Here is a 20,583-nt window from a genome sequence, read left to right as displayed (position 1 = left end):
TCTGTCACCGTCGAGCGCTGCGGGGATCGGGGAGGAAAACACGTTGCACCTGGACCCCCGTCAGGGTTGGATCTATCAGGTGTCCGATACCTCGACCCTCGTGGAGCCGTCCACGGCAGCCGACCCTGCCTCCGAGTCCCGCACCCCTGCCGCGCGCCGGCCCGGGGTGCTGGCCTCCGTCGTGCGCAATCACCCCCGGATGCTCGCGGTCGTGCTGCCCCTGGCAGCAGTGTCCGAGGCCGCCGAGATGGTCATGCCGATCCTGCTGGGCATGGTCATCGACCGCGGGATCGTCGCCGGGGACCTCGCCGTCACGCTGATCGGTGCGGCGGTCCTCATCGGGGTGCGCCTGATCGGGATGCTGCTGTGGATCTACACCTTCGTCGAGAGCCAGAAGGCCTGCATGTACGAGCGCCACCGGCTGCGCGTGGGCCTGACCGGCGCGGTGCTCGACCCCCGCTCACGTCTGGTCCGGCGCCCTGCCGGCGAAGTGCTCTCGATCGCCACCTCGGACGCCGACAAGGCCTCCGACGTGCTGGACATGCTGCCGTGGCTCTTCCCCTCCGGCCTGGTCATCCTCGGGGCGACGGGCTGGATGGCCCTGCAGGACGTGTGGCTCGGTGCCGCGATGCTGGCCGGCATCGTGGTGATGGTCCTCGTGGTCCGCGTAATCACCCCGACCCTGTCCCGGCGCTACGACGCCCAGCAGAGCGAGGCAGCCGAGGCCGCCGCCACGGCCACCGACCTGGTCCACGGCCTGCGGGTGCTGCAGGGCCTCGGCGTGCAGTCGCGGGCCCGCGCGCACTACCGCCGCCGCTCCCGGGTGGCCCTCGAGGCGGCGCTGGTCAACGCCCGCTACTCCGGCATCTCCTCGGGTCTCACCACCCTGGTGACCGGGGCGATGCTCGCCGCCGTGGTGCTGATCGCCACCCTCCGCGGTCTGCAGGGAGAGCTCGGCATCGGAGCGCTGATCGCCGTGGTCGGCGTGGCCCGTCAGGTCATGGGGTCGCTCCAGGGACTGTCGAACATCCCGGTGTGGTGGGCGAGCATGTCCACCTCCGCCCGGCGTGTGCGCGACCTGTTCACTGATCTCGGGCGCGACGTGGACGACCCGGGCCTCACCCTGGACGCGCTCTCCGTCGCCCGCGACGACCGCGGGGACGGCGCCGGCGCCCCGCAGCAGCGCCGGGGCGGTGCCGGCGGACTGCACCTGCCCGAGTACGGCCTCAGCGTGCCCGACGGCTCGTTCGTGGCCGTGGCCTGCTCCGATGTACGTGACGGTGAGGCGATCATCGATGCCGTCAGCGGGCACCACGACGCCGGCGCCCTCGTGGGCACGACCGCGATCTCCCCGGTCGAGCGCGCGGGACTGCGCAGCGACCTGCTGGTCGAACCGCACGTGGTGGACCTCTTCGACGGCACCCTGCGCGAGCAGCTGGCCACTCGTGCCCCGGACGGCACGGCGACCGACGGCAGCGACGACGCCTGGGCCGACGCCGCCCTGCGCGCCGCGGGCGCGGAGGACATGCTGCGGATCCTGCCCGAGGGGTACGACTCGCGCATCCTCGATCGCGGCTCCAACCTCTCCGGCGGTCAGCGCCAGCGGATCGCCCTGGCCCGCGCCGTCGCGGCGGACACCCCCGTGATGGTGCTGCAGGACCCCACCACCGCGGTCGACGCGGTCACCGAGCAGGCCATCGCCGAGGCGCTGGTCGCAGCCCGCCGTCGCACCGACCGGGCCACGCTCGTGGTCACCCGCTCCCCCGCCCTGCTGCGGGCGGCGGACCGGGTGGTGCATCTGCGCGACGGCGGGATCGCCGCCGAGGGCGGTCACCTCGACCTCATGGAGCACGACGACTACCGGGAGATGGTGCAGCGATGAGCGACATCGACTGGAAGCGCCCGCTCGAGGAGGTCCTGGCCCAGGACGCCACCGCTCGGCGCCAGCTCGCCGAGCATGCGCAGCTGCTGCCCATCGCCGGCGCCGGGGCCACCCTCACCTTCATGCTCGGCAAGCTCCGCGAGCACTGGGGCGCCGCCCTGGTGACCGGCCTGGTCACCATCGGCGGTGCCGCCGCCGCGGCGATCCTCCCCCGGCTCATCGGCGCGGCGGTCGACGTGGTGGCGGGCGGGGGCGGCACCACCGCGGACGCCTGGCGGCTGGGCGCACAGATCCTGGGCGTGGGCCTGGTGCAGGCGGTGCTGGCCGCGGCAGGCTGGTCGATGGTCTCCGCCCTGGGCCAGCGGATCCTGGCGGGGATGCGCGAAGACGTCATCGACCGCGCCCTCGACCTGCCTGCGCAGACCATGGAGCGCACCGGCATCGGCGACGCCCTCTCCCGGGTGGCCGACGACGTCGACGTGGCCGCACGCGCGGTGAACAACCTGGTCCCCTCGCTTATCCAGATGGGCTTCTACGTCGTGGTGACGATGATCGGCATGGCGACGCTGTCGCCGTGGCTGCTGATCCTGGTGGTCACCGTGGTTCCTCTGTATGCGATCGCGACCGTCTGGTACCTGCGCCGCACCGCGCCCCTGTACCGCCGGGAACGGATCGCGATGGGCGCCCGCGCCCAGGGCCTGCTCTCGGCGATCCACGGCATCCCCACCGTCCACGCCTACGGCATCGAGCGGCGCGAGACCCGCCACGTCGCGGTGCTCTCGGAGACCGCCTCGGTGCTGAACATGCGGGTGATGTACCTGGTGGGCCGCCTGGTCGGGCTCATCAACATCCCCGAGAACCTCGCCCTGCTGCTGGTGCTGGTGCTCGGCTTCGTGATGGTGCACGTGGCGGGTGCGCCCATCGGTGTGGTCACCGCGGCCGGCATCTACCTGATCAGCCTGTTCTGGCCGATGATGGCCGTCATCTTCAACCTCGACGAGGTGCAGTCGGCGGTCGCGAGCGTCTCGCGCATGGTCGGGGTGATCTCCTCGATCGATCCGGCCGCCTCTCCCGGCGACGAGCGTCCCTCGGACTCCTCGATCCGTCTCGAGGAGGTCTCCCACGCCTACCGCACCGACGAGGACGGCGTGGAGCGCACCGTGCTGCACCCGATGGGGCTGGACATCGCTCCGGGCGAGGTGATCTCGCTGGTGGGGGCCTCCGGAGCCGGCAAGTCGACGCTCGCGGCGATCCTGGCCGGCACCCTCGTCCCCCGCCACGGGCGGGTGCTGCACGGCGGTGTCGATCTGGCCCACGCGGACATCGAGGCGATCCGTGCCCATGCCTCGATCGTCAGCCAGGACGTGCACGTCTTCCGCGGCACCCTGCGGGAGGACCTGCGCCTGGCCAGCCCCCGCTCCACCGACGAGGAGCTGTGGGCCGCTCTGCGCCGGGTCGATGCCGAGGTGTGGGCGCAGCGCCTGCCCCTCGGACTGGACACCGAAGTCGGGGAGAAGGGCGAGCGGCTCACGGCCGAGCAGTCCCAGCAGCTCGCGCTCGCCCGCGTCGCGCTGCGGGAACCGGCGGTGCTGGTGCTCGACGAGGCCACGGCCGACGAGGGCTCCTCCGGGGCCCGCGTGCTCGAGCGGGCCGCGCTCGAGATCGCCCGTGGCCGCACCACGATCATCGTCGCCCATCGGCTCTCGCAGGCGATGGTCGCCGACCGCATCCTGGTGATGGCCGACGGCCGCGTGGTCGAGCAGGGCACCCATGACCAGCTGGTCGCCCGCGGCGCCGTCTATGCCCGGTTGTGGGAGGCCTGGAGCGGATGAGCGCGGGTGAGCCTCAGCCCCGGCGCAGCCGCAGCACCAGCACGCCGGCGGTGCCGGTCGTCAGCGCCATCAGGGTGAGCAGGCCCGCCCCGACGAACAGGGCGATGCGGCCCAGGCCGCCGTCGATCCCGAGCAGGCCTGCCCGGTCCCCCGCCCCGGAGGTGGTCTCCCCGAGCTCGAGCACGGGGCTCTCCGCGGCGTCCTCGGCGACCTCTCCCTCGACCTCGAGGGTGAGGATGAGCGTGACGGGCTCGTTGCCCGCCGGGTCGGCGTCGGCCGCGCGCTGCAGGCGCTGGAGCTGGATGGTGTGGGTGCCCGGCACCCACGCGGTCTGCACCGCCTCGAGCTCGGAGCTGCGATTGCCGAGGTCGACCGGAGCACCCATGCCCCCGCCCGCGACCCGGTCGGAGCCGCTGAGCGGCATGGTGCCCTCACCGACCCACACCGGTGCGCGGGCGGCGTTGAAGGTGCGCAGCGAGAGCGTGCCCGCCTCCTGCTCCGGCGCGGAGGTCACCTCGGTGCGCCATCGCAGGCGCTGGCCCTCCTGCACCTCGATCCTGACCAGTCCGGTCTCGCCGGGCACCAGCTCGACCACGTACGAGCCGGGCTCGAGCGGGGCGGCCCCGGCGAAGGAGCGCCCCAGCGTGATCGGTGCGGAGTCCGCGGGAGCGACCGGGGAGGCCCCGGCGTCCTCGATCTCCTCGTCCACCACGGGACTGCCGCCGCCGAGCCCGGAGGGCTGGACGGCGACCTGGATCTCGATCGGCAGCGGCACCTCGGCCGACCTCGTACCGGCCCTGGTGACCTGCACGAACAGTTCGTCGCCCGAGCATCCGTCGGACCCGACGGTGGAGGAGACGGCCGTCGTGGTGATCGGGCCGTCCCCGGTGAAGGCCTCGCCCACGTCGTCGGTGCCGCTCTCCTCGCAGGCCTCTCCTCCCGCGGTGACGAAGGAGACCCCGGCGGCCAGCGGGCTGTCCTGTTCGGGCAGGCCCTCGGGGTACGGCGGCGCGGCGATGGTCGCTGCGGCGTGGACGCGCTGCCCGTCCTCGACGGCGACCCGGTAGTACTTCGTCGTCCCCTCGCCGAACTGCTCCTCGCCGCCGCGATCGAAGGTGTCGCGATGGATCCCGGGGACGATCGGCGCGGCCTGTGCGAGCGAGTCCCCACCGGCGATCTCCTGACCCTCGGCGGCATAGGCGTGCTGAGGAGGATCGCCCTGATCGGTGGTGGGGTCGGCGAGGGCGGCCGGGGCGACGCCGAAGAGCGCCAGGGCGGCCGCCAGCACCAGGGACAGTGGTGTCCACCGTGGTCGTCGGGTCATGCGCGCTCCTGGGGTGATGGGACCGTGCCCTAGCATGACCACCATCATGTCCGATGTCATCGCCGGCCGCATCGAGCTGCTCGATCCCCTCGCCCGGGGCGCCTCGGGGTCCCTGTGGCGTGCGATCGACCGTCGGTACGGAGCGGTCTGCGCGGCCAAGGTGATGCGTCAGCGCGACGGCGCCGAGGTGCTGCGCTTCGTGCGTGAGCAGACGGTCGGCTCGGCCCAGGGTCTGGGCGCGCACCCCCACCTCCTGCCGCCCTACACCTGGGTCGCGGAGGACGACACGATCGTGCTGGTGATGCCCCTCGTCCACGGTGGCACCCTGGCCGGGGCGCTCGCCGACCACGGGGCGCTCTCGCCCTCGCTGGTGGCCCAGCTGCTGCGGCAGCTGCTCGACGCCCTCGCCGCGATGCACGCGTCCCGCTGGTTCCACCGCGACGTCAAGCCCGCCAACCTGCTGCTGGAGGTCACCGGCGAGGACTCCCCGCACCTGCTGCTGGCCGATTTCGGCATCGCACTGCACGAGTCCGACGTGCGATTGACGGAGACCGGTTTCGTGCACGGGACCCCCGGCTTCATGGCCCCGGAGATCCTCGAGGGGCTCGGGACCTCCGCCGCCCAGGACGTCTGGGCTGCCGCGGCCTGCGCCCTCGAGGCCCTCGCCCCGCTGCCCCCACGGGAGCGCCTGGAGCCCGCCCAGCTCCCCCGGCGCGTCAGCGAGGTGCTCACCGGCGGCGCCGACCCGGCCATGGGGCCGCTGGGCGAGCTGCTGCAGGCGATGCTCGAGGCCGACCCGGCGGGCCGGCCCACCGCGGCGGAAGCCCGGGACCGGATCCCGCCGCCGACCGCCCCGGCCTCGGCATGGGCTCGCACCGCCGACGGCCGAGCCTTCGAGGTCCCCGACCGGGTCGAGGCGACGGACGCCCTGCCCCAGGTGCCGCTGGACGGCCCCGCCTCGCTCACCGGCCTCGCCCCGGGCCTCCACGAGCGGCTCACGGCCCTGTCCCGCTCGGCGAGCTCTCCCACCGAGCGCGCCGTCCCCGACCCGCCGGCCTCGCAACCGGCGCGTCGGACGGGAGGGACCTGGATCGGCGTGCTCCTGCTGCTGATCGCGCTGCTGTGCCTCGCCGGCGCCGCCGCCCTGCTGTGGGCGGCCCTGGCGTGAGCGCCCGTGACTGAGGGTCACTCCCCCGCGCGCACCAGCCCCGATTCATAGGCGGCCACCACCAGCTGCGTGCGATCGCGCAGGGACAGTTTGGTGAGCATGCGGGAGACATGGGACTTCACGGTCTGTTCGGCCATCACCAGCTCCTCGGCGATCTCCCGGTTCGCCAGACCCTGCGCCACCAGACGCAGCACGTCGAGCTCGCGGTCGGTGAGCGCGCTGAGACTGGCGTCGGGCCGCGGGGACCGCTCGGGACGGGCCACGAAATCGGCGATCAGGGCGCGGGTCACGCGCGGTGCCAGCAGCGAGTCACCCCCGGCGACCACGCGCACCGCCTGGACCAGCTCCTCGGGTGTGGAATCCTTGAGCAGGAACCCGCTCGCCCCCGCACGGAGGGCGGCGAACACGTACTCGTCGGCGTCGAAGGTGGTCAGCATGATGATCTTCGGTGGGGTGCCGGGCATCGCCAGCACCGTCCGGGTCGCATCGAGTCCGCCCACCTGGGGCATGCGGATGTCCATCAGCACCACGTCGGGGCGCAGCCGGCGGACGATCTCGGTGATGCCCGCACCGTCCGCGGCAGTGCCGACGACCTGGAGCCCTTCCTGGGCGTCCAGCAGCGCTTCGAAGCCCCCGCGGATCATCGACTGGTCGTCGACGATCAGCACGCGGATGTCGGCCTGCTCGGGTGGACTCATGGCGACACCGTATCCCTGCTTCCCGAGAGGTCGCCCCGGTGTTCCTCGTCCCTGACCGCCACAGTCTGCGCCGCCTCGGCCACGACCTCGCCCTGCTGCTGCCCGGGCTGGGCCTGACGCTGGTGGCGACGCTGGTGCTGCTGCCCTTGGCAGCTGTCTCGGCGGTGCTCGCGATCGCCTGGGTGGGTGTGCTGCTGTTCCCACTCACCCTGGCCCTGGCCTCGGGCTTCGCCCGGCTGGACCGTACCCGGCTGCGACATTGGGGACTCGAGGTGAAACGCCCCGCCTACCGGCCGCGCGGCCACGGTGCGGTCGGGCTGCTGCGCCTGATCACCGACGCACGACGCTGGCTCGACCTCGCGTTCGAGGCCCTGATCGCGCTCCCGGTCCGGGTGATCACGGTCTCGGTCACCCTCGCCTGGGCGGGCCTCGCGCTCGGCGGGCTGAGCTACTGGGCATGGGGGCGCCTGCTCCCGCCGGAGGACGCCCTGGTGCCCGGGCAGTGGTCGCTCGCCCTGGTCATCGGTCTCGCGCTCACCCTCTCCCTGCCCGCCATGGTCCATGCGCTCGCCCTGCTGGACGTCGTGGTGACCGCTCCGCTGCTGGGCGGGGCCGTGCCCGGCTCGCGGCGCACCGGCCGGCCCGCGCCGGCAGCCGCACCGACGATCGATGCCCGCCTGCGCGAGAGTGCCTGGATCAGGATGACGGTCGCCTTCGTCGGCTTCGTGCTGGCCGTCGTGGGATGGCCCGTGACCGCCTCCCTCTACGCGGTGCACCCGTCCCTGGCCATGGCCGTGGCGATCGCCGCCCCCGTCGCGGGTCTGCTCGCGGTGCGCTGGCCCTGGGCCGGTCTCTCGCTGACCGTCCTCGCCGCCCTCGGCACGATGCTGGCCACCGTCGGGGCCCATGCCGAGCTCCCCTGGCCCTGGCCGGTCACCGCCCTGCTCGCCCACTGCCTCACCCTGACCGTCCTGGCGGTCCTGCACCGCTGGTTCTGGGCGGTCTCCGCCTGGTCCGGCGGTGCCCTGCTGACCCTGGTTGCCCTGGTGATCGCCGAGCCCGCGGCGCGGGCCGACGAGTCCCTGCGGGCGGTCACCACCAACGGAGTGGTGCTGGTCGCGATCAGCGGCGGCGTGGTGCTGATGGGGCTCACGGTGCGGCAGTGGCTCCTGGTCAGCGGCCAGGTGGAGCAGGCGCAGACCCTCAGCGCCGATCAGGTGCGACGGCGCCACGAGCTCGAGGAGCGCAGCCGCATCGCCCGCGAGCTGCATGACGTGGTGGCTCACTCGATGTCCGTGATCACGGTGCAGGCCGGCACCGCGAAGTTCCGCCTGCCGGACCTGGACGACCGCACCGAGCAGGAGTTCGAGGACATCGCCGCCTCCTCCCGGCAGGCCCTCGGGGAGATGCGCGCCCTGCTGGCGACCCTGCGCACCGACGACACCCTCGAGGAGATGCCCATGCCCGGCCTCGCCGACGTCGCCGAGCTGGTCGCGGCCAGCCGGGCCGCGGGGGCCACGATCAGCACCGAGCTCGCTCCGGCCGAGGTGCCGCCCACCGTCGGACTGACCGGCTACCGCGTCGTCCAGGAGGCGCTGAGCAACGCCCTGCGCCATGCCCGCGGAGCAGCGATCGAGGTACGGATCGCCGTGGTCGAGGGCTCCCTGGCGGTTCAGGTCACCAACGCCCCTCCCGACACCGGACACGAGGCGATCCCCGGCTCCGGAATGGGGTTGGCGGGCGCCCGGGAACGGGTCACCGCGCTCGGCGGCACCGTGGAGAGCGGGCCGACGCCCGACGGCGGCTTCGTCGTCACCGCCCGGATCCCGGTCGCGGACCCCCTACCCCGGTAGGGGGTGGAGGTTCGCTCCGGCGGGGGACGCCGCACCGCACATCGTCCCCCTAGCGTCAGCGGCATGACGACCACTGCTGCTCCCCGCCCTGTCCGGCCTCGTGCGGCCGCGCAGACCAGGGACTACTTCGAACTCTCGCAGCGGGTGAAGGACGCCGGCCTCATGGGCCGCAACGTCCGCTCGTACATGCTGCGCACCGCACTGCTCGCGCTCGCCTTCGTCGGCGCGTTCGTCCTGCTGCTGACACTGGGGAGCACCTGGCGGCAGCTCGCCGTGGCGGCCCTGTTCGGGATCCTGTTCACGCAGGCCGCATTCCTCGGGCACGATGCCGCGCACCAGCAGGTCTTCTCCTCGGGGCGCCGCAACGAGTGGTTCGCCCGCATCATCGGGAACCTCGTGGTGGGGCTGAGCATCGCCTGGTGGACCCGCAAGCACAACAAGCACCATGCGAATCCCAACACGATCGGCCGCGACGGCGACATCGCCGGCGGCGTGCTGGTCTTCGTCCCCGGCGACGAGAAGGGCCGCACCGGGTTCATGGGCTGGCTCGCCAAGCGGCAGGGCTGGGCGTTCGTCCCGCTGCTCAGCCTCTTCGCCTTCGTCCTGCACTACGAGGCGATCTCCGCCGTGTTCACCAACGAGCGGGTCAAGCACCGCCGGGCCGAGGCGATCCTGGTGCTGACCCGCATCATCGGCTTCCCGCTGGTCGTCTTCGCCACCCTGGGCCTCGGCATGGGGGCGGCGTTCCTCGCGGTGCAGCTGGCGGTCTTCGGGATCTACATGGGGGGCTCCTTCGCCCCCAACCACAAGGGCATGCCGCTGATCGAGAAGGACCTCGAGGTCGACTTCCTGCGCCGGCAGGTGCTCACCAGCCGCAACATCACCGGCGGCCGCGCCATGAACTGGGCGATGGGCGGGCTGGACCTGCAGATCGAGCATCACCTGTTCCCACGCATGCCCTCGGCGAACCTGCGCAAGGTCCGCCCGATCGTCAAGGAGTTCTGCGCCGAGCGCGGGATCACGTACACCGAGACGAACCTGATCTCCTCCTACGGCATCATCATCCGGTACCTCAACCGGGTCGGGCTCGGCCATGCCGACCCCATGGAGTGCCCGCTGTCCGCACAGCTGCGCGGAGCCTCGATCGGCGCCTGAGCCGCGGGCACCGGCGGCGCGCCGCCCGCGCGAGGGGGTGGGAGGCGGTATGGTCGCCCCATACGCCTACCCCCTCACGGGCAGCGCAGCCCCGGCCCGGTGGCCGGACGGTACGGGGCGTCCGTGGAGGCCGATCCGGCCGGGATCACCACCATGTCTTCCTCCCCGCACTGGTCGCCCGGCGACCAGGTGACCTGGACCTACTACACGCAGCAGCACCCCACCCGCACCGTCCGCCCCGGCACCGTCGTGCTGGACGACGAGCGCGGCGTGGTGGTCTGGATCGCTCCCGGCACGGAGGTTCTGCTGCCCGTCCTCTCCTCCGGTGCGGCCCTGCGCCGTGCCGGTGACGAGGGCATGTTCACCGCACCCCGGTTGCAGTCCAAGCAGTTGTGGACCGGCAACGGCATCCTCATGATCGCGCTGCCGGAGAAGCCGTACTCGGTGTGGCTGTTCTACAAGGACGACGGTTCGCTGGGCTGTTACTACATCAACCTCGAGACGCCCTATGAGCGCACGGAGGAGGGGGTGTGCACCCGCGACCTGGTGCTGGACCTGGTGGTGCTGCCGCGCCGCGACTGGCACTACAAGGACGAGGACGAGCTCGAGGGCGCCGAGCGCACCGGCTACTTCTCCCCCGAGGAGATCGTCTCGATCCGTGCGGCGGGCCAGGAGGCTGAGCAGCACATCGCCGAGTGGACTTACCCCTTCTCCGCCGGCTACGAGTACTTCTTCCCGGACCCGAAGTGGCCGCTGCCGAGGCTTCCCGAGCACTACCGCTGGGATCTCGACCTCACGCGGCGGTGACCGGGATCAGGGGGCGCTGTAGGCCCGCACGAAGGTCTCGACGCCACGGTCGACGGCGCGACGCAGCGCCGCCTCGGAGACGTCGACCGTCTCCATCTCCGTGAGATCCTCGACCTCCGCGGTCGTCAGCGCGAGGAACTGCCGGGCCGCGACGATGGGATCCTCGATGGCCAGCAGCCCCGCGCTGCCCAGCATCGCCAGGCGCCCGGCGAGCGCCTCGATCAGCGGTGCGCGCGCGGCCCTGCGCACGGCCGCCACCGCCTCCGGATCTCGCGCGACCTCGGCATGGACGAGTCGGTCCAGACGTCGCGCGCAGTCGTCACGCCGGCACGCGGTCAGCGCCATGGCGACCTTGGTCAGGCTCCTGCGCCAGGAGCGCTCGCTGATGACCAGCTGCCGGATCACCTCCCCGCTGTCCTCGTTGAGCCGCCGGGCGGAGTCCGTGACGGAGGCGCGGAAGAGACCCTCCTTGCTGCCGAAGTGGGTGTAGACGGTCGGCTTGGAGACCCCGGCCGCCAGGGCGATCGCCTCGACGCTCGCCCTCTCGTAGCCCTGCTCGCCGAACACCGGCGCCGCAGCCTCGAGGATGTCCCGCTTCTTGTCCCGTCGGCCCGCCGGTGCGACCGCATCGCTCACTGTCATGGCCCGAGCATACCGCTGCGGACCTTACTCGATCCATCCTTGACATTTACTACACGGTGTAGTTTAGATTCTCGCCATGACAGTTCAGACCACGAACCCGAGCGGAGCCCCGACCTCATGGCGCCCGCGCCTCGTGCTGGGCGGGATGGCGCTCGCCGCGTTCCTCTCGGTCCTCAACGGCACCACGGTGACCGCATCGCTGGAGCCCTTGAGACTCGCGCTGGGCGGCAGCGTGGCCGCGATCGTCTGGATCACGACCGTCTATCTCGTCGCGGCCGCCGTCTCCCTGCCGCTCGTGGGCTGGCTGACCGACAGATTCGGGGCGAGGACGGTCATGCTGCTCGCCGTCGGGGGCTTCACCGCCGGCTCCCTGCTCTGCTCCCTGGCCTGGGACGTACCCAGCCTGACGGCGTTCCGCGTGGTCCAGGGACTGGCCGGCGGCATGCTCGAACCGGTCGCCATGTCGATCGCCGCGCTCTCGACCCCGGCGGAGCGGATGGGCCGCGTCATGGGCTTCATCTCGATGGTCATCAATCTCGGCCCGGTGGTCGGACCGGTCCTCGGCAGCGGGATGATCGCCGCCGGCGGATGGCAGTGGATCTTCCTCCTCAACCTCCCGCTCGGAGCGCTGGTGGCCTGGGTCGCATGGCGCCACCTCCCCCGGGGCTCCGGAGCGCGCGAGGGTGCACGCGTCGACGGCGTCGGTCTGGCGCTGCTGCCGCTGGGCTTCGTGCTGGTGCTGCTGGGGATCAATCGATGGGGTGCCCAGGCACACTGGATGCTGACGTGGCCGCTGGTGCTGACCGGAGGTGTGCTGGTGGCGCTGTACGTCCGGCACGCGCTCCGCAGCTCCGTCCCGCCGCTGCTGGACATCCGGCTCCTCACCATCCGCCCCTTCGCCGCGGGGATCGGCGTGATGTCCACGGTGGGGCTGACGATGTACATGCAGCTGACGATGCTTCCGCTCTTCGGTGCCCGCGAGCTCGCGGGCGGCGTGCTGGGGTCGGACCTGGGGCGCGCCGTGCCGGTGAGCGTGCTCGGAGTCGGCATGCTGCTCTCGATGCTGTGGGCGGCCCGGGCGAGCGACCGCCTGGGCACCCGCCCGATCGTGCGCGCCGGAGCGGCCGGCACCCTGAGCGTCGGGGTGCTGATCGCCGCCGCCCACACCTGGCTGCCCGGCGACCTCTCCCGCTGGCTCGTCCTGCTCCTGGTGCTCCTGATCGGACTGACGTTCGGCGCGATCGCCGCCCCGACGTTCGCCGGTCTGTACCGGGTGCTGCCCGCCGGATCCGTGGCACAGGGCAACACCTCGATGTTCGTGGTGGTCCAGCTCTTCGCCTCTGCCGGCGTGACGGTGATCGGCGTGCTGAGCGGCCTCGGCACGGCGGCGCTGGCGGCGACCTACCTGGTGATCGCCGCGCTTGCGGGAGTCACCCTGCTGCTCAGCGCCGCCCTGCCGGGGCGGGTCGAGGCCTGAGACGAAGGGGCCACGGCTGTTCCGAGTCAGCTGAGCTGTTGCGCGAAGATCTCCGAGAAGCGGGTCCCCGGAGCCGCCAGCTCCTCGAAGTCGCCGCTCTCCACGATGCGACCCTCGTCCAGGAGATGGATCCGATCCATGCCGCGCAGGGTCCATGCGCGGTGCGAGACGACGACGGTGATGTGTCCGGCGGCGGTCTCCCGCAGCTGCGCGAACACCTCCTGCTCGGCCTCGGCATCGATCGCCGACGTGGGCTCGTCCAGCACCCGGATCCCGGCACCGCGCAGATGGATGCGTGCCAGGGCGATCCGCTGCCACTGCCCGCCCGAGAGTCCGACCCCGTCGAACTGGGGGCCGAGCATCGTGTCGAGGCCGCCCGGGAGGCGGCGCACGAGCTCCCCCGCACGCGCAGCGTCCAGGGCCGCCCAGATCTCCTCGTCGGCGATGTCGGTGCGGGTGCTGCCGAGCGCCACGGCGTCGCGCACGGTCATCTCGTAGCGACCGAACTCCTGGGTGACCAGGCTGAAGCGGCTGAACCGCTGCGCCGCGGTGAGCGCACTCGCGTCGGATCCGTCGATCTCGACGGTCCCGTGGTCGAGATCGATGACGCCCAGCAGGGCGGAGACCAGCGTGGTCTTGCCGGCACCGTTGATCCCGACCAGGGCGATCGTCTCGCCCGCCGTGGCGTGGAGGGTGGCGTCCTGGAGAGCAGGTCTCTCCTGCCCGGGATAGGTGACGGACAGGGACGTGGCCTCCAGCCGTCGTACCTCGGCGACGACGTCCTGCTGCGGCGCTCCCGTCGGGATCTCCTCGAGCTCGCGGAATCTCGCGATGCGGGGAGCCAGGGAGATCACGTCCCCGAGGGCGTAACCGGCGCTGCGGGTGGACTGCAGGCCCGCGATCACTCCGAGCACGCCCGCGCTCAGTCCCGCCGCTCCCCCACCCTCGGCGAGGACGGCGAGAAGGGCGCCGCCCAGAAGCACGGCGGTGACCGCACCTCCGATGATGTCCCCGCGCAGCAGTGCCGCGTAGATCTGGTCGTTGATCCGGCTGAAGCGCGCGTGGGCGGCTCCGGCGTCGTCCGCGACCTTCGTCGCCGTCCCCAGCGTGGCCAGCTCGGTGGCCGTGCGTGCTCCCACCAGCTGATCGAGCAGATATCGGAAGCGGGCGCCGTGCGTCGCACCCTCCTCGAAGCGGGCGTCCTGCATTCCTGCCGCCCAGGCGAAGTTGACCAGGTTCGGAACCAGGGCCAGCACCACGAGCCCTGCGGCCAGTGGTGAGAACGGCCAGATCGCGGCACCGAGTGCGACGGCCGCCACGAGGGAGCAGACGGCATTGATGACGCCCCCGGGGCCTCGGGAGAGCAGGAACGTGCTCTCGCGGGAGCCCTCGAGCAGGGCATGGGTGCGCGGATCGGTGATCTGCCGGGCGTCCATCGCCGCAGCGGTCCGCGCCAGCCGATCGTTCATCCCGTGCATCAGGCGCACGCTCGCCCGCTGGCCCACGAGGTTCTCCGCGCTGCCCACGACCAGTCCGGCACCGACGAGCGCCGTGAGCACGAGGAGAGGGAGCGCTGCGGCGCGCACGCCGTCGTCCGCAGTCCCCACCAGCCATGCCACGGCGCGCACCTGTCCCGCGGGGACGAGAGCGAGCAGCAGGGAGGCGAGGAGCGAGAGCGCGAGCCAGCGAGGGTTCGATCGCGCGGCCTCGCACAGGCTCCAGACCGCTCCGCCGAGGATGCTCCGCAGACCGGTGGATCGCGGTGGAGCAGCGTCGGCCCCGGCCTTGGTCATGGCCGGACCCTATCGGGGCCCGGACATGATGTCCCGTCCTTTCTCCCCGCACGCAGCGGAATCTGTGGGGCCCGACCGGTCTCTGCGCGCCGTGGAGCCGCTCGGCAGCCGCGGTGGCAGGATGGGGCCCATGGCATCCGAGAATCTCACTCGCGACGAGGCCCGCCGCCGCGCTTCGTTCCTGTCCACCGACTCCTACGACATCCGTCTGGACCTCACGACGGGCCCGGAGACGTTCCGCACCGAGACCACGATCGTCGTCTCCTCCTCGACCGCGCAGGAGACCTTCGTCGACCTCATCGCCCGGTCGGTGCAGGAGATCGAGCTCAACGGCGAGCTGCTCCCGGATCCCGCCTCGCGCTTCGACGGCGCGCGCGTGCGCCTGCCCGCCCTGCTCGAGGGCGAGAACGTGGTGCGGATCGTCGCCGACGGGGTCTACATGAACACCGGCGAGGGGCTGCACCGCTTCGTCGACCCGGTCGACGACGAGGTGTACCTGTACACCCAGTTCGAGGTCTCCGACGCCCGCCGCATGTTCGCCTGCTTCGAGCAGCCCGACCTCAAGGCCACCTTCCGCCTGACGGTCACCGCCCCGGACCACTGGCGGCTCATCTCCAACGCCCCCACCCCGCAGCCGGTGCCGTTCGAGCACCGTCCCGACGTCGCCACCTGGGCGTTCGAGCCCACCGAGCGCATCTCCACCTATCTCGTCGCGCTGATCGCCGGCAACTACCAGGGCGGCACCGGGGAGATCACCGCCCGGGACGGCCGCACCGTGCCGATGGGCGTGTTCGCCCGCGCCTCGCTCGCCGAGCACGTCGACGCCCAGAACGTCATCGACGTGACGAAGCTCGGCATCGACTTCTACGAGGAGGCCTTCGACCAGGACTTCCCGTTCCGCAAGTACGACCAGGTGTTCGTGCCGGAGTACAACATGGGGGCGATGGAGAATCCCGGGGCGATCACCTACGTGGAGTCCTACGTGTTCCGCTCGGAGGTCTCCGACGCGATCCGCGAGCGTCGCGACCTCACGATCCTGCACGAGCTCGCCCACATGTGGTTCGGTGACCTGGTCACCATGCGGTGGTGGGACGATCTGTGGCTGAACGAGTCCTTCGCCGAGTACGCCTCGACGCTCGCCAGCGCCGAGGTCACCCAGTGGACCGACTCCTGGACCACCTTCGCCCTGTCCGAGAAGGGCTGGGCCTATCAGCAGGATCAGCTGCCTTCGACCCACCCGGTCGTGGCGGACATGGTCGATCTCGAGGCGGTCGAGACCAACTTCGACGGCATCACCTACGCCAAGGGCGCCTCCGTGCTGCGTCAGCTGGTCGCCTATGTCGGTCGTGACGAGTTCTTCGCCGGGGTCCGCGCCTACTTCGCGAAGCATGCCTGGGGCAACACGGAGCTCACGGACCTGCTGGTCGAGCTCGAGGCCACCAGCGGTCGCGACCTGGGCACCTGGGCCGAACGGTGGCTGCGGACCGCCGGGGTCAACACCCTGCGCCCGCTCATCGAGCGCGACGCCGACGGCGCGGTGACCCGCTTCGCCATCGAGCAGACCGCCCCGCAGGAGCACCCCACCCTGCGCCCGCACCGGCTGCAGGTAGGCGGTTTCACCGTGCGCGGCGGACGGCTGGAGCGCACGGAGTCGGTCGAGATCGACGTCGAGGAGTCGCTGACCGAGGTGCCGGAGCTGACGGGCAGGCGCGCGGACCTGTGGCTGGTCAACGACGGCGACCTCGCCTTCGCGAAGGTCCGCCTGGACGAGGCCTCGCTCTCCGTCGCCATGGAGCATCTGCGCCACCTCGAGGATCCGCTGGCCCGCACCCTGGTGTGGTCCTCCGCCTGGGACATGGTGCGCGACGGCGAGCTGCCCAGCCGCCGCTACCAGGAGCTCGTGTTGGCCCACCTCACCGGGGAGGGCTCCTCCTCCATCGTCCGCACCCTCCTGCAGCAGCTGGAGACCGTCGCCGGGCCCTACGCCGCCCCGGATCAGCGCCTGCTGCGCACCGAGACCGCGGCCGACGCCGTCTGGGCGCTGGCCGCATCGGCCGCCGCGGGATCGGACGCCCAGCTGCAGTTCGTGGAGACCTTCGCGCGCCTGGCCCGCACGGAGGCGCACCGGGAGACCCTCGAGGGCCTGCTGGGTGGCTCGGTCACCCTGGCCGGGCGCCCGATCGACACCGATCTGCGCTGGAAGCTCGTGATCTCGTTGGCGGTCCTCGGCGGGATCGACGTCGCCGGCATCGACGAGCAGCTCGCCTCCGACGACACCCAGTCCGGCCGCAAGAGCGCGCTGACCGCGAAGGCCGCCCTGCCCACGGAGGTGGCCAAGGCGAAGGCCTGGCGTCGCACGGTCGAGAAGGACACCCTGGCCAACGAGTCGATCACCGCGGTGATCCTCGGCTTCCGACGCGTCGTCGACGACTCGCTGATCGCGCCCTACCGCCAGCGGTACTTCGCCGCGATCTCGCAGGTCTGGCAGGAGCGCTCGACCGAGATCGCCAATCGCATCGTGGCCGGTTACTTCCCCTCGCACTTCGGTGGGCAGAGCGTGCTCGACGACGCCGACGCCTGGCTCGCCGATGCGGAGGAGGCCCCCTTCGGTCTGCGCCGCATCATCATCGAGGGGCGCGCCACGGTGGCGCGCCAGGAGCGGGTCCGCGCCGCTGACCTCCCGTGATCCGGGCGGGCGCTCAGGCCCCGAGCGCTCCCTCGATCAGCGGCACCATCTTCTCCACGGCGTACTCGGTCGCCAGCACCGAGCCGAGCGAGTAGGCCGAGGACAGGTCCCCGTCCATGACGATGGCCCGACCGTCGGCGACGGCGGGGATCTGCTGCCACTGCGGGTCCTCGGTGATCTCGGTGGTCTCCAGGAAGATGGGGAAGGCCACCAGGAGATCGGCGTCCAGCAAGTCCAGCTGCTCGGCGGAGATGTCCACCGAGAAACCGGAGGCGGAAGCCTCCAGCTCGGCGATCTCGGGCGATGGCGTGAAGCCGAGACGCTCGAGGAACTCCACGCGCTCGGTGCCGTCGATGTAGGCACCCCACCCCTCGGAGGTGCGGGTCGCCGCGGTCACGGTCAGCCCCTCCCAGTCGGGGTGCGCGGAGGCGGCCTGCACGAAGTGCCCGTCGATCTCGCGCTGCAGGGCGGTGGCGGCGTCGGCCGCTCCGAGCGCCGTGGCGATCATCTGCAGCTGCTGATCGGGCGTGGTGAGGTAGTTCTCGCCGCCCTCGGGCACCCCCACCGTGGTGGCGATCTGGCTGAGCCGGTCGTGACGTTCCTGGTCTCCGGAGCTCTTGACGTCCAGGATCAGATCGGGTTGCAGCGCCGCGATCGCCTCGTAGGAGGGCTCGAGGGTCTCGATCAGCGTCGGCGGCTCGTCGTACAGCCCCTCGGCCCAGGGCCCGACGCCCTCCCCACCGAAGTCGAGCCAGTCGGAGGCGCCCACGGGCTGGACTCCGAGCGCGAGCGCCGTCTCCGCATCGCCCCAGCCCAGTGCCACCACCCGGGCGGGGGCGGCCTCGACCGTGACGGTGCCGGCGGCGGTGTCGATCTCGGCGGGGAACGCCCCGCTGTCGGAGGCGCCGTCGGAGGCGCCCGAGGAGTCCTCCGCTCCGGAACCGCCGCCGCAGGCGGCGAGCGCGGACGTGGCGGATCCCGCGGCGAGGACCGCGAGCAGGCTGCGACGAGAGTTCATGGGGTGCTCCGTGTGAACCAAGAGGTGAGAGGCGGTCCCGAGCGGACCACAGGGAAGGCTACCCTTACCTTGCACGGGGCGAGAAGGCCCCACCACCTCTCGGAAGCAGACTGTGACCGGACGCTCACCCACCTCGACGACGGGCCGCCCTCGCCGGGCGGTCGCACTCTCCCTGGCGCTGCTCGCCCTCCTCGTGCTGAGCGCTCTCAGCCTCTACCTCGGCTCGCGCCTGGTGGCTCCGAGCACGGTCAGCCGCATCCTGCTGGACGCCGCCACCCATTTGGGATCGGGACAGGGGCCGCAGCAGCGGGCCGACGCCCTCGGGATCCCCGTCGCGGACTACTCGAGCGTGATCGGTCTGCGCCTTCCGCGCACGGTGATCGCCCTCGCGGCGGGAGCGGCACTGGGGCTGGCCGGGGCGCTGATGCAGGTCCTCACCCGCAACCCCCTGGCCGAGCCCGGTCTGCTCGGGGTCAATGCCGGGGCCGCCTTCGCCGTCGTCCTCGCGATCGTGCTGCTGGGAGCCTCCTCGCCCGCCGCCTTCGTCGTGGCCTGCCTGGTCGGAGCCTTCCTCGCGACCTTGGCCGTCTTCCTCATCGGCACCCTGGGTGCCGGGGTGATCACGCCCGAGCGGCTCACCCTGGCGGGGGTCGCGCTCGGGGCGGTCCTGGCCGGGATCACCTCCGCCCTCCGCCTGTCGAACCCGCGGGAGTACTCGATCCTGCTGATCTGGGAGAGCGGTGACCTCTCCCAGCGCGGCTGGGAGACGGCGCTGCCCGCCCTGCCGGTGGCCGTCCTCGGCGTGCTGCTCGCCCTGGTGCTGTCGGGGCCGATGAACGCGCTGACCCTCGGGGAGGACATGGCCGCCGCGCTCGGGGCGCACGTCCAGCGCACCCGCTTCCTGCTGGTGCTCGCGATCACGCTGCTGGCCGGTTCCGCCACGGCGCTGGCCGGCCCGATCGTCTTCCTGGGCCTGATGGCCTCGCACGTCGCCCGGTGGGTGGTCGGCCCCGACCAGACGCGGCTGCTGCCGCTGGCCGCTCTGCTCTCGGCGGTGATCATGGTGGCGGCAGACGTCATCGCGCGGCTGGTGATGTGGCCCGGTGAGGTGCCCGTCGGCATCGTCGGCGCCCTGCTGGGCGCGCCGGTGCTGATCATCCTGGTCCGTCGGCGACGGGCGAGCGGCATATGAGCGCCCCGACCACCGCCGACCCCACGACGAGGACGCGGCGGAGGCGCGGCGGCTTCGTCGTCGGCGTCCTGGTGGCCCTCGCCGTCGCCGTGACCCTCGTCTCCCTCTCCCGCGGCGACTACCCGATGGGCCCCGGGGAGCTGCTGCAGGCCCTGCTGGGCCGGGGCGAGTTCACCAGCACCATCGTCCTGCAGTGGCGCCTGCCCAGGGCCCTGGCCGCCGTCGTGTTCGGTGCGGCCCTCGCGCTCTCCGGCGCGATCTTCCAGACCCTCACCCGCAATCCGCTGGGCTCGCCCGACGTGCTCGGCTTCTCCACCGGTGCCTACACCGGCGTGCTGCTGCTGACCCTGGTGGCGCCCCCGGCGCTCGCCGGGGCACTGGGCGGTGCGGCCACCACCGTCGGGGCGCTGGCCGGAGGCCTGGGCGCCGCTGTCGTGGTGTACCTGCTGGCGCGGCGCGACGGGGTGCAGGGATTCCGGCTGATCGTGGTGGGCATCGCGATCGCGGCGATGCTCCATGCGCTGAACGTCTGGATCCTGCTGCAGGCCCAGGACGAGGTCGCGATGGCCGCGAGCATGTGGGGCGCCGGGACGCTGTCCCTGGTCGACTGGGCCGGGATGCTGCCGGTGCTGGTCCTGCTGCTCCTCGCCGTGCCCGCCCTGCTGGTCTGCATCCCCCTGCTGCGCCAGCTCGAGCTCGGCGATGACGTCGCCACGGTGCACGGCCTCGCGGTGGAGCGCACCCGGCGGCGGATCCTGCTGCTGGCGGTGGTGCTGGTCGCGGCGGTGACCGCGCTGTCCGGGCCGATCGCCTTCGTCGCGCTGTCGGCGCCGCAGCTGGCCAAGCGGCTGGTCGCCGGCACCGGCATCCCGCTCGGGGCGAGCGCCGCCATGGGGGCGGTGCTGCTGGGCGGGGCCGATCTCGTGGCCCAGCACCTGCTGCCCGCGTCGCTGCCCGTCGGGGTGGTCACGATCGTGCTCGGTGGGCTCTATCTCGTCGGCCTCCTGCTGGCCCCCGCTCTGAAGACACTGCGCACCGGTGGGCGTTAGGGTCGGG

15 protein-coding genes are annotated in these 20,583 nt (G+C 72.2%); 10 read left to right on the top strand and 5 right to left on the bottom strand.

The window, feature by feature from the left end; all coding sequences use genetic code 11:
* Positions 1 to 79: 79 nt before the first annotated feature.
* Positions 80 to 1,882, top strand: a complete 1,803-nt coding sequence (locus tag JOF43_RS11165) for an ABC transporter transmembrane domain-containing protein (RefSeq protein ID WP_342592153.1) — start codon at positions 80 to 82, stop codon at positions 1,880 to 1,882.
* Entirely contained in the window at positions 1,879 to 3,714 is a 1,836-nt protein-coding gene (locus JOF43_RS11160) for an ABC transporter ATP-binding protein (RefSeq protein WP_209902034.1), read from the top strand. The genes JOF43_RS11165 and JOF43_RS11160 overlap by 4 nt, the downstream gene beginning before the upstream one ends.
* A gap of 13 nt (positions 3,715 to 3,727) precedes the next feature.
* Here JOF43_RS11160 and JOF43_RS11155 read toward each other — a convergent pair whose 3' ends face one another.
* Entirely contained in the window at positions 3,728 to 5,038 is a 1,311-nt protein-coding gene (locus JOF43_RS11155; RefSeq protein ID WP_209902032.1) for a hypothetical protein, read from the bottom strand.
* Between the two features lie 34 nt (positions 5,039 to 5,072).
* On the opposite strand from JOF43_RS11155, the gene JOF43_RS11150 reads away from it, so the two are divergent.
* Entirely contained in the window at positions 5,073 to 6,206 is a 1,134-nt protein-coding gene (locus tag JOF43_RS11150; protein ID WP_209902030.1) for a serine/threonine-protein kinase, read from the top strand.
* A gap of 17 nt (positions 6,207 to 6,223) precedes the next feature.
* Here the strand turns inward: JOF43_RS11150 and JOF43_RS11145 are convergent, their stop codons facing one another.
* Positions 6,224 to 6,904 (bottom strand): response regulator, encoded by a 681-nt coding sequence (locus JOF43_RS11145; protein WP_209902028.1) that lies wholly within the window; start codon positions 6,902 to 6,904, stop codon positions 6,224 to 6,226.
* Positions 6,905 to 6,942: 38 nt separating this feature from the next.
* On the opposite strand from JOF43_RS11145, the gene JOF43_RS11140 reads away from it, so the two are divergent.
* From JOF43_RS11140 to JOF43_RS11130, 3 genes are all read left to right on the top strand, one after another.
* On the top strand, positions 6,943 to 8,757 hold the full coding sequence (locus tag JOF43_RS11140) for a sensor histidine kinase (protein ID WP_209902027.1): 1,815 nt from the start codon (positions 6,943 to 6,945) through the stop codon (positions 8,755 to 8,757).
* A gap of 63 nt (positions 8,758 to 8,820) precedes the next feature.
* The gene (locus JOF43_RS11135; protein WP_209902025.1) at positions 8,821 to 9,912 is read left to right on the top strand and encodes a fatty acid desaturase family protein; all 1,092 of its coding nucleotides are present in this window, start codon (positions 8,821 to 8,823) and stop codon (positions 9,910 to 9,912) included.
* Between the two features lie 123 nt (positions 9,913 to 10,035).
* Positions 10,036 to 10,719 carry a ribonuclease FAU-1 family protein gene (locus tag JOF43_RS11130; RefSeq protein ID WP_342592152.1) on the top strand — a complete coding sequence of 228 codons (684 nt, stop codon included), beginning with the start codon at positions 10,036 to 10,038 and terminating at the stop codon, positions 10,717 to 10,719.
* A gap of 6 nt (positions 10,720 to 10,725) precedes the next feature.
* On the opposite strand, the gene JOF43_RS11125 is transcribed toward JOF43_RS11130, so the two are convergent.
* Complete coding sequence (locus JOF43_RS11125; RefSeq protein ID WP_209902023.1) at positions 10,726 to 11,361, bottom strand: TetR/AcrR family transcriptional regulator; 636 nt, start codon at positions 11,359 to 11,361, stop codon at positions 10,726 to 10,728.
* Positions 11,362 to 11,437: 76 nt separating this feature from the next.
* On the opposite strand from JOF43_RS11125, the gene JOF43_RS11120 reads away from it, so the two are divergent.
* Positions 11,438 to 12,838: an MFS transporter gene (locus tag JOF43_RS11120; protein WP_209902022.1), complete on the top strand. Its 1,401-nt coding sequence runs from the start codon at positions 11,438 to 11,440 to the stop codon at positions 12,836 to 12,838.
* Between the two features lie 26 nt (positions 12,839 to 12,864).
* Here JOF43_RS11120 and JOF43_RS11115 read toward each other — a convergent pair whose 3' ends face one another.
* Positions 12,865 to 14,631 (bottom strand): ATP-binding cassette domain-containing protein, encoded by a 1,767-nt coding sequence (locus tag JOF43_RS11115; RefSeq protein ID WP_209902020.1) that lies wholly within the window; start codon positions 14,629 to 14,631, stop codon positions 12,865 to 12,867.
* 130 nt (positions 14,632 to 14,761) lie between these two features.
* Here JOF43_RS11115 and pepN point away from each other — a divergent pair, with 130 nt between their 5' ends.
* Positions 14,762 to 17,317 (top strand): aminopeptidase N, encoded by a 2,556-nt coding sequence (gene pepN / locus JOF43_RS11110; protein ID WP_209902019.1) that lies wholly within the window; start codon positions 14,762 to 14,764, stop codon positions 17,315 to 17,317.
* A 13-nt stretch (positions 17,318 to 17,330) separates the two neighbouring features.
* Here pepN and JOF43_RS11105 read toward each other — a convergent pair whose 3' ends face one another.
* Positions 17,331 to 18,335, bottom strand: a complete 1,005-nt coding sequence (locus tag JOF43_RS11105) for an ABC transporter substrate-binding protein (RefSeq protein WP_209902017.1) — start codon at positions 18,333 to 18,335, stop codon at positions 17,331 to 17,333.
* Between the two features lie 112 nt (positions 18,336 to 18,447).
* Here JOF43_RS11105 and JOF43_RS11100 point away from each other — a divergent pair, with 112 nt between their 5' ends.
* Together JOF43_RS11100 and JOF43_RS11095 are read left to right on the top strand one after the other, a co-directional pair.
* A complete protein-coding gene (locus tag JOF43_RS11100) occupies positions 18,448 to 19,527 on the top strand; it encodes a FecCD family ABC transporter permease (RefSeq protein ID WP_209902015.1) in 1,080 nt (359 codons plus the stop codon).
* Entirely contained in the window at positions 19,524 to 20,576 is a 1,053-nt protein-coding gene (locus JOF43_RS11095) for a FecCD family ABC transporter permease (protein ID WP_209902014.1), read from the top strand. The genes JOF43_RS11100 and JOF43_RS11095 overlap by 4 nt, the downstream gene beginning before the upstream one ends.
* Positions 20,577 to 20,583: the final 7 nt, after the last annotated feature.

Origin of the sequence: Brachybacterium sacelli (genome assembly GCF_017876545.1) — a bacterium.
Taxonomy (GTDB): domain Bacteria; phylum Actinomycetota; class Actinomycetes; order Actinomycetales; family Dermabacteraceae; genus Brachybacterium; species Brachybacterium sacelli.
Note: the sequence above shows the minus strand (reverse complement) of the source record. Positions and strands in the feature narration are given on the sequence as shown.